The sequence below is a fragment of the Erythrobacter dokdonensis DSW-74 genome, from assembly GCF_001677335.1.
Lineage (GTDB): Bacteria > Pseudomonadota > Alphaproteobacteria > Sphingomonadales > Sphingomonadaceae > Erythrobacter > Erythrobacter dokdonensis.
This window is the reverse complement of sequence record NZ_LZYB01000001.1, coordinates 125,514-137,928: the sequence shown is the minus strand read 5'-3', so window position 1 is coordinate 137,928 and position 12,415 is coordinate 125,514. Positions and strand designations below refer to the sequence as shown.

Sequence of the window (12,415 nt, the reverse complement as noted above, 5' to 3'; positions counted from 1 at the left end):
CGACAAGCGCAAAGCCCGCGCTTTTCCGGGGCAAAACCCGCCTGTGTGGCGTGCGCGCAACAGTGGCTAACCCGTTGCCGGGCGCCGCAGACTCTCCGACGCTTGCCCCCGAGACGCTCTTGCGCTAGGCGGCGCGGCGATGTTGCATCGCAGCAAGCAGCGCGCCCGCGGCACCTTGCCGTAGCGTCGCGGCCTGTCGCCAACCCGTCACAACCCCGGCCTACTCCCGCGCGCCCGGCCGTGCGCCACGCTTTTCACCTGCCCGACGCCGCGCTGCCCGGGTGCTGACTGGAAAAACCGAAAAATGTCCTCCTCGCTGAGAAATATCGCGATCATCGCCCACGTCGACCACGGCAAGACCACGCTGGTCGACCAGTTGTTCCGCCAGTCGGGCACCTTCCGCGACAACCAGCGGGTCGAAGAACGCGCGATGGATTCGGGCGATCTCGAAAAGGAACGCGGGATCACCATCCTTGCCAAGTGCACCAGCGTCGAATGGACTCCGGAAGGCGGCGGCGAGACGACCCGCATCAATATCGTCGACACCCCCGGGCACGCCGATTTCGGCGCGGAGGTGGAGCGCATCCTCTCCATGGTCGACGGCGTCATCCTGCTGGTCGACAGCGCCGAAGGGGCAATGCCGCAGACCAAGTTCGTGACCGGCAAGGCGCTGGCACTGGGCTTGAAGCCGATCGTCGTCGTCAACAAGATCGACCGCCCCGACGGCCGCCCGCAGGAAGTGCTCGACGAAGTGTTCGACCTGTTCGTAAGCCTCGATGCCAATGACGAGCAGCTCGACTTCCCGGTGCTCTACGCGAGCGGACGCGACGGGTATGCCAGCGACGACCAGGAAGCGCGCGAGGGCACTCTTGCCCCGCTGTTCGCCAAGATCGTCGAACATGTGCCCTCACCCGGCCTTGATCCGGATGCGAAGTTCGCCTTTCTCGCCACCCTGCTCGATCGCGACAACTTCATGGGCCGCGTGCTGACCGGGCGGGTGCAGTCGGGCACGATCCGCGTCAATGATCCGATCCACGCCATCGACCGCGAGGGCAAGGTGATCGAGGCGGGCCGCGCGACCAAGCTGATGAGCTTCCGCGGGCTGGAGCGCGTGCCGGTCGAAACCGCGCAGGCCGGCGACATCATCGCGCTTGCGGGTCTCGAAAAGGCAACCGTCGCCAACACCATCTGCGATCCCTCGGTGACCGATCCGATCGCCGCCCAGCCGATCGACCCGCCGACGCTGGCGATGCGCTTTTCGGTCAACGACAGCCCGCTCGCCGGGCGCGAGGGCAGCAAGGTCACCAGCCGCATGATCCGCGACCGCCTGCTGCGCGAGGCGGAAACCAATGTCGCGATCCGCGTCACCGAGAGCGAGGACAAGGACAGCTTCGAAGTCGCCGGACGCGGCGAATTGCAATTGGGCGTGCTGATCGAGACGATGCGCCGCGAAGGCTTCGAGCTTGGCATCAGCCGCCCGCGCGTGCTGTTCCGCGAGGAAAACGGCCAGCGCATGGAGCCCTATGAAACCGTCGTGATCGACGTGGATGACGAACACTCAGGCACGGTCGTGGAGAAGATGCAGCGTCGCAAGGCCGACCTCACCGAGATGCGGCCCTCCGGCCTCGGCAAGACCCGCATCACCTTCTCGGCCCCCTCGCGCGGCCTCATCGGCTATCACGGCGAATTCCTGTCCGACACGCGCGGCACCGGGATCATGAACCGCCTGTTCGAGAAATACGGCCCCTACAAAGGCCCGATCGAAGGCCGCATCAACGGCGTCCTCATCTCCAACGGCGACGGCGAGGCGGTGGCCTATGCGCTCAATTCGCTCGAAGAGCGCGGCGAGCTGTTCATCTCACCCCAGATGAAGGTCTACGAAGGCATGATCATCGGCGAGAACGCCAAGCCCGACGATCTCGAAGTGAACCCGCTGAAAGCCAAGCAGCTCACCAACATCCGATCCAGCGGCAAGGATGACGCGATCCGCCTGACCCCGCCGCGCCGCATGAGCCTTGAGCAGGCCATCGCCTATATCGACGATGATGAAATGGTCGAGGTTACTCCGCAGTCGATCCGGCTGCGCAAGGCGCTGCTCTGCCCGCACGAGCGCAAGAAGGCGAAGCGCAAGAAGGACGATTGAGGCAGGGTCTGATCCGGGGGCGGAATCATATTCTTTCCCGGACAGCGCAAGTCATGAAACAGGCTTAGGCGGGTTGCCGGATCGCTTGGCAATCCTTGCGAATTCCGGGGCTGCGGTGGCCAAGCATGGCCCGGCTTGTTACCCCCGCTGCCCATGAACAGTGCAACCCTCGCTTCGCTTGCCGCCTATTTCGTCCTCATGCTAGCAATCGGGCTTTATGCCTGGAGGAAATCGACCGGAGATTCCGAAGGCTACCTGCTGGCCGGTCGCAATCTGCCGCCTTCGGTCGCGGCGCTCAGTGCCGGAGCAAGCGACATGTCGGGCTGGCTGCTGCTGGGCCTGCCGGGCGCGCTCTATGCCGCAGGGCTGGTCGAGGCATGGATCGGGATCGGGCTGTTCCTTGGCGCGGTCGCCAACTGGATCCTCGTCGCCCCGCGCCTGCGCGAACAGACAGAGCGGATGGGCAATGCGCTCACCATCCCGCAATTCCTGGCCAACCGGTTTCCGGCAAGCGGCACGACGCTGCGCGTAACCTCGGCCATCATCGTCGTCGCCTTCTTCACGGTCTATACCGCCGCGGGGCTGGTCGGCGGCGGCAAGCTGTTCGAGACCGCTTTTGCCGGCATTCTGCCCAATACCATGTTCAGCGACTACATGCTGGGCATTCTCATCACCGCCGGCATCGTGCTCGCCTATACCATGATCGGCGGCTTCCTTGCCGTCAGCCTGACCGATTTCGTGCAGGGGCTGATCATGATGGGGGCGCTGGTCATCATGCCGCTGGTGGTGATGTTCGGCGCGGGCGGCGAAGCGGGCGGCTCGCTCGCAGAGGTACCGGTCGAGGGTTTTCTCGATCTGACCCACGGCCTGACCGCGATCGGCTTCATCAGCGCGGTGACGTGGGGTCTGGGCTATTTCGGCCAGCCGCACATCATCGTGCGGTTCATGGCGATCGACAAGGTGAAGAACGTACCCCGCGCGGCCGCCTTCGGGCTGGGCTGGATGGGGATTGCGCTGATCGGCTCGATCGGGCTCGGCCTTGCGGGCCGCGCCTATGTGACACGCAACGGGCTGGTGATCGACGACCCCGAGACGATCTTCATCGTCATGGCGCAATTGCTGTTCCATCCGGCGGTCACCGGCTTCCTCTATGCCGCGCTCCTGGCGGCGATCATGAGCACGATTTCCTCGCAATTGCTGGTGTCGTCGAGCTCGCTCACGGAAGATTTCTACCGCCTGTTCCTGCGCCGTAACGCCTCCGAACGCGAGGCGGTGAATGTCAGCCGCATCGCGGTGGCGCTGGTCGCGATTGCCGCCTGCCTGCTGGCGAGCGATCCTGATAGCGAAGTGCTGGGCCTTGTCGCCAATGCCTGGGCAGGCTTCGGCGCGGCTTTCGGTCCGCTGATCCTGCTGGCGCTGATGTGGGAGCGGATGACTGGCGCGGGCGCGGTGGCGGGCCTCGTCACCGGCGCGGGCGTGGTCGCAGGCTGGATCGCGCTGGGCTGGAACAAGGCATTTCTGGGCGGCCCCGGCCTCTACGAGATCGTGCCGGGCTTTGCCGCCGCGATGCTGGCGATCATTGTGGTGAGCCTGGCGACAAAGAAAGAGCGGCCAGCCTTGTAACCGCCGCGCCGGTCCGTGCGAAATCTTCATGGTCAGGACCGCGTCGCTATCCCCCCTCCCCATCTGCCCCCGGAATGGCGGCACGGTCCTGCACCCTGTCATTCCTTCCCGGAGGTCATCGCATGCTACGTTTCGCTTCCCTCGTCGCCGCCATCGGCGCGCTGCTTGCCGCCGCCCTCACCGTCGCTGCCCGCGCCGAAACGCCCGCGGGCTGGCAGGCCTATGATGCCAAGGCCTTCGCCGCCGCACAGGCTGCAGGCACAACCATCGTTGTCGATGTCCATGCCTCATGGTGCCCGACATGCCGCGCGCAGGCCCCCATCCTCGATGAACTGCGCAAGGAACGCGCGAACGACAAGGTCGCCTTCGTCAAGGTCGACTTCGACAAGGAAAAGGCGTTCCTGAAGGCCAACCGCATCCCGCGCCAGTCGACCGTGCTGGTGTTCAAGGGCCGGCGCGAGGTCGCGCGTTCGATTGCCGAGACCGACCGCAAGCGGTTGCGCGCCGCCGTGCTCGGCGCCCTGTAAGGAGCGCGCAACATGGCCACCGGCCTGCTGCTGGCCTTCCTTGCGGGGCTGGTGACGATCCTCAACCCCTGCGTGCTGCCGCTGGTGCCGATCCTGGTCGGCTCGGCGCTGGGCAAGAGCCGCGCCGGGCCGCTGGCGCTGGCCGCCGGACTGGTGACGAGCTTCACCACCTTCGGCTTTGTTGCAATCGCCTTCGGCCATGCACTGGGGATCGACGAGGGTGCGGTGCGCTGGCTGGCGGGCGCGCTGCTGCTGGCGGCGGGTATCGTGCTGCTGGTGCCGCAGGCGCAGGCCGGGCTTAGCGCCGCTGCCGCGCCGGTTGCAGGGTTCGGCAACCGCCGCCTCGCGCAGGTCAGCGGCGAGGGCTGGCACGGGCAGGCGGCGATCGGCCTGCTGCTCGGTCTGGTCTGGGCACCCTGCGTCGGCCCGACGCTCGGCGTCGCCATCGCCGCCGCTGCCCAGGGCGAGAACCTGCTGGCGAGCTTCGGCATCTTCCTTGCCTTCGGACTGGGCGTGGCGATGTCGATCCTTGCCTTCGCCTATGGCTCGCGCCGGGCGCTGGGAGAAAAGCGCAAGACCCTCGTAACACTCGCCCGCTTCGGCAAGCCCTTGTTCGGCGCGGCGCTGGTGGTCGTCGGGGCGATGGTGCTTTCAGGCTTCGACAAGGTGCTGGAGACCGCGCTGCTCGATAGCCTGCCCGCCCCGCTAGTCGCCTTCACCACGCGCTTCTGAACGCATCGCCCTTTCCTCCGGTCGCACTATGGCGCATCATGGCCTGTAGGGAGGAAAGGGCGATGGCAGACAACAGGCATGGCAATGCGCCGCGGGTGACGGGGCCCAAAGTGACAGGATTGGGCGGTGTATTCTACGTGGTGCGCGATCCGGAGGCGACCCGCGCATGGTATCGCGACACGCTCGGCATCGACGGCCCGTATGGCCCGCAGCTCGCATGGGCAGGAGAGCCGCGCGACAACCCCTATTCGCTGATCAGCCATTTTGCCGACGACGAATATATCAAGCCCGGCAAGGGCGAATTCATGATCAACCTGCGCGTCGATGACCTTGACGGCTTCGTGGCGGGTCTCAAGGCCAGGGGCGTGCCCATCCTGGGCGAAGCCGACGAGGGATATGGCAAGTTCGCCTGGCTGCTCGATCCCGACGGCATCAAGATCGAATTGTGGGAGCAGGTCGCCGACCAGTTGCCCTGAGACCCGCCATCTTGTTGTCCGCAAAGGCTTTGCGGGCGGTGCTGTGGTCGCAGGCACGGCGCGCTTGAGCGCATTTGTTTTCGCTCCGTTAACCATTTCTGCCCAATATTCCTTGGTCATGACGGGAAACGCACTTCTTCGCGGATGGACATTGCTGGCCGGCGCGCTGGCGCTGGCGGGCTGCGGTTCGCTTGTGCCCGGCGGTGGCAGCGGCGCGGCGGCGGGTTCCGCCAGTCGCGCCGGTAGCACGCAGGCAAGCCCTGCCGCCCGCATCGCCTCGGCCCCGCAAAGCTATGCTCCGGATAGCGCGGAACGGGGTTGCCTTGCCGATCTCGGTGCGACCGGCGCGCGGTTCCAGCCCCTGCCCGACACCTATGCCGCGCCGGGCTGCAACAAGCTGGGCACGGTGCAATTGTCGGCGCTCGCCGGCGACCGGTCGACTTTCGGGGTCAGCAATCTCGGCCCGGTGCGGTGCGGCACGGCAAAGGCCTTCAGCGACTGGGCGCGCTTCGGCGTGGACCGCGCCGCGCGCCAGATCCTCGGCAGCCCGATCGCGCGGATCGAAACGATGGGCTCCTATTCGTGCCGCAATGTCGCGGGTACCGAACGGCGTTCAGCCCATGCCCGCGCCGAGGCGATCGATGTATCGGGTTTCGTGCTGGAGGATGGTCGCCGGATCATGCTGCGGCGCGATTGGCGGGGCGGCGATGCGGCCACCCGCGAATTCCTGCGCGTGGTGCACAAGAGCGCCTGCAAGCGCTTCGGCACGGTGCTGGGACCGGATTACAACGCCGCGCACGAGGATCATTTCCATCTCGAAGGCACGGGCGGCAAATTCTGCCGCTGAGCACGACCGGACAGCGATTGCACATCGGAACTCCGGGCCGGCCGGTCTTGCGAGGGACCGGTTTGGCGGCCCCAACGCTGCTGAACCACCAAAAGCATCGGGGCCGCCCGGGGGCACCGGGCCAACTTAAGTTCCTGATTGCTCTGGCCTGACTGAAAGCAGGTGGCGCTGCTGACCCGTGTTTCTGCACGGGATTGCCCGCTCTCTTCGTCAGGCCCGCAATTTCGGTTCGAGCTTGGCTTCCAGACGCAGCCGCACGGCCTCGGCAGCGTGGCGCGCACCAAGCTTGTTCATCATGTTGGCGCGATGGATTTCCACCGTGCGCGGGCTGATATCGAGCTCGCGCGCAATCGCCTTGTTGCTGCTGCCTTCGGCCAGCCAGTCGAGCACCTCGCGTTCGCGGGCCGACAGGGTCGAGATGCGATCACGCGCCTCGATCATGCGGCGGCGGGCGGCGCCGAACTGTTCGGCCTCCTTGCCGATCCTGGCGAGACAGCGGGTGAAGCGCTCCGGATCAAGCGGCAGGGCAAGATAATCCAGCGCGCCCGATTTTATCGCCTCGACAATCCGGCCCGGACGCGGCTGCACGTCCACGGCTATCATGGGCAGCCAGATGCCGAGACGGCTGAGACGGTCGAGGATCATCCCCACCCCGCCTTCCTCGGCCGTGTCACGGGCAATGATGATGCCCTCGCGCGGCGGGTGCACGGAAAGCTCCGACAGATCGCCGTAGACTTCGCAATGATGGCCGAGGGCAAATCCGACGCGCGCCAGTTCTGCACGCTGGCGGCTGCAGGAATCGATGAAATGGAGAGAGGCTTTGCGTGTCATGTGACGATGACTGCGCCAAGCCCTTACGCATTTCACGCAGGGTCGCCCCCGATCCGGAGGAATTACTATATCCCCGACCGGTCAAACCACTGAAAATCAACATGAAATTCAATCCAAAACGAACCTTGATCTGGCTCGCAAGTCAGGTCTCGTCACCGAATGCGTAAGGCGGGAGCGAATGGAAGGCCGAACGCAGCGCATCGCCCCAACCCGATGAGATCGTGGCGAAATAGGGATCCTCGGCGCTGACGCGGTGTTCGTGCGTGGCGGCAAACCTATCCTTGCCGATCACCAGCAGATCGAGCGGCAGGCCCACCGACAGGTTCGCCTTGATGGTGGAATCGAAGCTGACCATCATCAGCTTGACCGCATCCTCGAAGCTCATGTCGCGGTCATAGCCACGGATCAGGATCGGGCGGCCATACTTGGTTTCGCCGATCTGGAAGAACGGGGTGTCCCAGCTTGCCTCGATGAAATTGCCTTCCGGATAGATCATGAACAGGCGCGGCTGCATCCCGGCGATCTGTCCGGCAAGGATCATCGTGGCCGAGAAACGCCCCTTGCCGCCATCGCCATTGGCGCGCTGCACCTCCTCGATCGTGGTGCGCAGCAGGCGGCCGATCTCGGTCGCGACCTGGAACATGGTCGGCCCCTTGAGCAGCGTATTGTCGCGCTCGGACGGAGCCTTGGTGCGTTCCTCGAGCTGGCTGATGACCGCTTGCGTGGTAGCAAGATTGCCTGCGGTCATCACCGCGATCATGCGTTCGCCCGGCACGTTCCAGTGGAACAGCTTGCGGAAGGTCGAGATGTTGTCGACGCCCGAATTGGTGCGGGTGTCGCTCATCAGCACCAGGCCCTTGTCGAGCACCATGCCAACGCAATAGGTCATGTCGGTTCGTCTCCCCTGGCCCGGCCAAGCGGGCGCGCTGCCCTAGCCCAAAGCGGGCGCGCGCGCAAAGCTGCGTGTGGCCCCCTTGCGGCCTATTGCGTGGTCTGTTCCTGCTGCTGGCCCTGGCCGGATCGGGGCGCATGGGCCGACACCGCAACATCGACCCGCAGCACTTCCTCTGTGCCGCCGAAGCTGATGCCGGTCACCGGCGCGGCATCACGATAGTCGCTCCCCGTCGCCACGCGCACATAGCGCGGATCAGGACAGATGCCGTTCGACACGTCGAACCCGACCCAGCCCAGCCCCTCGACATGGGCTTCGGCCCAGGCGTGAGTGGCTTCCTGTTCGATCCGGTCGTCCATCATAAGATAGCCGCTGACATAGCGCGCCGGGATGCCGCTCGCCCGCGCCGCGCCGATGAAGATGTGGGCGTGGTCCTGGCACACGCCATAGCCATGGCCGACGGCTTCCTCGGCGGTGGTCGCGGAATGGGTCCGTCCGGTTTCATAGGCGATCCGTTCGCGGACCAGCGCGGACAGCGCATGAAGGAAATCGAGCGGTGCTTCCCCCGCCGAACCCGGCACCTCGCGCAGCAGGGCACGCAGTTTCGGCCCCGGGCGGGTCAGCGGCGTCTGGCGCAGGAAACTCCATAGCGGCAGGTGGCCCGAATGGCGGCCGATGACGCCGGCATTGTCCTCGGTCTCGACCACCCCCTCGCAAGTCACCGTCACCTCGCGCGCGCCCGGATCGATGCCGATCAGGGTGACGTGGTTGAAATGCTGGTCGTCATATTCAAGCTCGGCATGGGCGTTTGCGAAGGTCATGCGCCATTCGATGATGCGCTGGCCCTGCGTTTCCTTCGGCGTCAGCCGCAGCCGCTGGAGCGCGTGCATGACCGGATCGGCAAAGGCGTAATGCGTGGTGTGGCGGATCGCGAGGGTCATCCTGCTCATGCGTGAAACCTGTAATCTTCGGCAATCGCCTGCGAGATCGCGGCGTTGCGGGAGAGGAAATCGACAAGGAATTCGTGCAGTCCCTGATCGAAGATCTGGTCGACGGTGAGATGGTTTATCCGCGCGTCGGCCTCGTGCATCAGCGCATTGCAGCGCCCTTCGCGGGCGTGCATCCGCGCGAGCGCCGAAAGATTGTCGCGCAGCGCGTTGCGGCAGAAGGCAAGGCTCCTGGGAAAACGGTCGTCGAGCACCAGGAAATCGACAATCCCGCGCGCCTCGATCTGGCCGGCGTTGAGCCAGCTATAGACCCGCGCCCCGGCGACCGAGCGCAGCACCTGTTCCCACTGCCCGGTGTCGAGGCTCGACCCGACATAGGAGAGCGATGGCAGCAGCAGGAAATATTTCATGTCGAGAATGCGCGCCGTGCTGTCGGCGCGTTCGATGAAGGTGCCCGCGCGGCTGAAATGATAACCCTCGTCGCGCAGCATCGACCCGTCGAAGGCGCCGTGGACCTGCGTGCCCGCGCGCCGGATTGCGCCGAGCACTTCGCCCACTGCGGTCTGCCCCACGGGCCGCGCCAGCAGCTTGTCGAGCTTCATCCAGTTGTCGTTGACCGCTTCCCACACGTCGGAGGAGATGTTGATCCGCGCCATGCGCGCATTGCTGCGCACCGCGCCGAACATCGCCCGGACATTGCCGGGGTTGGATGGCCCGCGCAGCACGAAGTTCCAGACGGACGCCCCGTCATATCCCTCGTTCGCGGCCTCGTAGGGAGCTTGCAGGCCCAAGGTGGCGATCACCGAACGCCATTCGGCCTCGGCGGTCACCAGATCGCGGGTCAGCGCCATGCGCAGCGCCGCATCGAGCAGGCGCGCGGTGTTCTCGGCCCGCTCGAGATAGCGGAACATCCAGAACAGCCCGTTGGCGGTGCGGCCTAGCATGGTTTGTGTCCCCCCATCCTAGTCCTTGAGCACCCAGGTATCCTTGGTGCCGCCCCCTTGCGAGGAATTGACCACCAGCGACCCCTTCTTGAGCGCCACCCGCGTGAGGCCGCCCGGCGTGATGTCGATGCCTTCTGGCGAGACCAGCACGAAGGGGCGCAGATCGACATGGCGCGGCGCGAGCCCGGCGCGGGTGTAGATCGGGCAGGTCGACAGCGCGAGCGTGGGCTGGGCAATATAGTTTTCCGGCCGCGCCTTCAGCTTGTCGCGGAAGGCGGCGATCTCGCGCTTCGAAGCGGTCGGCCCGATCAGCATCCCGTAGCCGCCCGAACCATGGACTTCCTTGACCACCAGTTCCGCGAGATTGTCGAGCACATAGGCGAGGCTGTCCGCATCGGCGCAGCGCCAGGTCTGAACGTTGGGCAGCAGCGGCTTCTCGCCGGTGTAGAATTCGACGATCTCGGGCATGAAGGAATAGATCGCCTTGTCGTCGGCCACCCCGGTGCCGGGCGCATTGGCGATGGTGATGCCGCCTGCGCGATAGACATCCATGATGCCCGGCACGCCCAGCGCGCTTTCGGGATTGAAGGTCAGCGGATCGAGGAAATCGTCATCGACCCGGCGATAGAGCACGTCGATCGGTTTGTAGCCGCGCGTGGTGCGCATCTGCACCCGACCGCCGACCACGCGCAGGTCGCTGCCCTCGACCAGTTCGGCGCCCATCTGGTCGGCAAGGAAGGCGTGTTCGAAATAGGCCGAATTGTAGATGCCCGGCGTCAGCACCGCGACCGTGGGCTTGCCGCCGGCAAAGGCGGGCGGAACGCAGGCTGCAAGGCTGCGGGCGAGGCGGCGCGGATAGTTGGAGACGCTCTCCACCGCCACCCGGCTGAACAGGTCGGGGAACATCGCCATCATCGTCTCGCGGTTCTCCAGCATGTAGGAGACCCCCGAGGGCGTGCGGGCATTATCCTCCAGCACGAAGAATTCGTCCGGGCCGGTGCGCACGAGATCGATGCCGACGATATGGGTGTAGATTCCGCCCGGAGGGGTGAAGCCGACCATGTTGGCCAGCCACGCATCATTGCTTTGCAACAGGCGTTCGGGCAGGCGCCCGGCGCGCACGATCTCCTGACGGTGATACAGGTCGTAGAGAAAGGAATTGAGCGCCCGCACCCGCTGCTCGATCCCGCGCGACAGCCGCCGCCATTCGCTTGCGGTGATGATGCGCGGCACCATGTCGAAGGGGATCAGGCGTTCTTCCGCCTCGTTCTCGCCATAGACATTGAAGGTGATGCCGGTGCGGCGGAAGGTGTCGTCCGCCTCGCGGTTCTTGCGCTTGAGGAATTCTCCGGGCTGTTCTGCGAACCAGCGGCAATATTCGGCATAGGCGGGCCGCGTCTGGCCATCGCCATCGAACATTTCATCGAAAGTGCCGTTACCCGCGCTCATTGACCCCCGCATCACCCTTGGGTGCATTGCAGCAATCTAACCGGGGTTTTGCAAAAGAAAAGCGCTTGCTGTGCTGCGGGCGATCTTTGCCCGCGCCGCTGTCAGCGGGTGACTTCGAGCTCGGCCAGCAGGGCGGCGATAACCTGCGGGTCATAGGTGAAGCCGATATGCGTGCAGCGCAGGGCAATCGCACGGTCGCGCTCCCCGGCCCGCCCGGCAGCGCAGCGCGGAGCGATCACGCCGTCATTGGGGCTCCACAGCGCGACAGTTTCCATCGGCGGCTTGGCGGCAAGATCGGTCTCGACCGGCGGGGCATCGACCGAATGGCCGGCGATGAACTGGTAGGCCCGCCAGACATTGTTGGCGCGCGGGGAGCCGGAAAAGGGCGATCCCATGGTGATGACCTTGGCAACCGCGCCCGGCTGCCGCTTGGCGAGTTCGCGCGCGAACAGACCGCCGAGACTCCAGCCGAGCAGCACCACGGGCCGGCCATGGCGCGCGTGCAGATCGGCAAGCCTCGCCTCGAGCAGCTCGAAACGTTCCTCGTCCGCGCCCCAGTTGAACCCCAGACCCCAGCGTTTGGTGCGATGGCCTGCCGCTTCGATCGCCTGCGCGAGATAGCGCATGCGCACCGGATGGGTCGCAAAGCCGGGCAGGACCATCACCATCTGCGGATTGGCGGTGGCCGCGATGTCCAGCTTGCGGCGCGGACGGCGGAAAGGTTCGAGCAGCACATCGGCCTCGCCCAGCATCCGTGCCAGCTTGGGCTTGCCGGCCTCATGCTCCTCGGGAATGATTTCGCGCGCCAGCTCCACCCGGCGGGCAAGGCCGGAGGCGACATAGGCCTGCTGCGCGCGCGCGCCCACGGCGCCTGCCGCCGCGACCAGCGGAGCAGGCAGCACAGGACGATCAAGACCGATGCGGGGCTGCTTCATGACGCCCTACAAGCCAGAACCGGAATGAATGTTCAATTAATTGTAACGCGCGTAACAAATCCGACACAT

12 protein-coding genes are annotated in these 12,415 nt (G+C 65.5%); 6 read left to right on the top strand and 6 right to left on the bottom strand.

The features are described from left to right. Window positions 1–304 precede the first annotated feature (304 nt). The 6 genes from typA (at window position 305) to I603_RS00680 (ending at window position 6,348) form a co-directional block, all read left to right on the top strand. Window positions 305–2,143, top strand: coding sequence for a translational GTPase TypA (gene typA, locus I603_RS00705; protein WP_068861908.1), 1,839 nt, complete (start codon window positions 305–307; stop codon window positions 2,141–2,143). Between the two features lie 153 nt (window positions 2,144–2,296). Beyond that, window positions 2,297–3,766 (top strand): sodium/proline symporter PutP, encoded by a 1,470-nt coding sequence (putP, locus tag I603_RS00700; protein WP_068861907.1) that lies wholly within the window; start codon window positions 2,297–2,299, stop codon window positions 3,764–3,766. A gap of 122 nt (window positions 3,767–3,888) precedes the next feature. Beyond that, the gene (locus I603_RS00695) at window positions 3,889–4,293 is read left to right on the top strand and encodes a thioredoxin family protein (RefSeq protein WP_068861906.1); all 405 of its coding nucleotides are present in this window, start codon (window positions 3,889–3,891) and stop codon (window positions 4,291–4,293) included. A gap of 12 nt (window positions 4,294–4,305) precedes the next feature. Further along, complete coding sequence (locus tag I603_RS00690; RefSeq protein WP_068861905.1) at window positions 4,306–5,025, top strand: cytochrome c biogenesis CcdA family protein; 720 nt, start codon at window positions 4,306–4,308, stop codon at window positions 5,023–5,025. Window positions 5,026–5,087: 62 nt separating this feature from the next. Continuing rightward, window positions 5,088–5,501 (top strand): VOC family protein, encoded by a 414-nt coding sequence (locus I603_RS00685; RefSeq protein WP_068861904.1) that lies wholly within the window; start codon window positions 5,088–5,090, stop codon window positions 5,499–5,501. A 118-nt stretch (window positions 5,502–5,619) separates the two neighbouring features. Continuing rightward, on the top strand, window positions 5,620–6,348 hold the full coding sequence (locus I603_RS00680) for an extensin family protein (RefSeq protein ID WP_068861903.1): 729 nt from the start codon (window positions 5,620–5,622) through the stop codon (window positions 6,346–6,348). 210 nt (window positions 6,349–6,558) lie between these two features. Here the strand turns inward: I603_RS00680 and I603_RS00675 are convergent, their stop codons facing one another. From I603_RS00675 to I603_RS00650, 6 genes are all read right to left on the bottom strand, one after another. Continuing rightward, window positions 6,559–7,179: a response regulator transcription factor gene (locus I603_RS00675; protein ID WP_068861902.1), complete on the bottom strand. Its 621-nt coding sequence runs from the start codon at window positions 7,177–7,179 to the stop codon at window positions 6,559–6,561. Between the two features lie 142 nt (window positions 7,180–7,321). Then, window positions 7,322–8,068 (bottom strand): proteasome-type protease, encoded by a 747-nt coding sequence (locus tag I603_RS00670; RefSeq protein WP_068861901.1) that lies wholly within the window; start codon window positions 8,066–8,068, stop codon window positions 7,322–7,324. A gap of 92 nt (window positions 8,069–8,160) precedes the next feature. Then, complete coding sequence (locus I603_RS00665; protein ID WP_068861900.1) at window positions 8,161–9,012, bottom strand: transglutaminase family protein; 852 nt, start codon at window positions 9,010–9,012, stop codon at window positions 8,161–8,163. Window positions 9,013–9,017: 5 nt separating this feature from the next. Then, window positions 9,018–9,962, bottom strand: coding sequence for an alpha-E domain-containing protein (locus I603_RS00660; protein ID WP_068861899.1), 945 nt, complete (start codon window positions 9,960–9,962; stop codon window positions 9,018–9,020). A gap of 18 nt (window positions 9,963–9,980) precedes the next feature. Beyond that, window positions 9,981–11,411, bottom strand: coding sequence for a circularly permuted type 2 ATP-grasp protein (locus I603_RS00655; protein ID WP_068861898.1), 1,431 nt, complete (start codon window positions 11,409–11,411; stop codon window positions 9,981–9,983). A gap of 101 nt (window positions 11,412–11,512) precedes the next feature. Then, window positions 11,513–12,346 (bottom strand): esterase/lipase family protein, encoded by an 834-nt coding sequence (locus I603_RS00650; protein ID WP_232305203.1) that lies wholly within the window; start codon window positions 12,344–12,346, stop codon window positions 11,513–11,515. Window positions 12,347–12,415 lie beyond the last annotated feature (69 nt).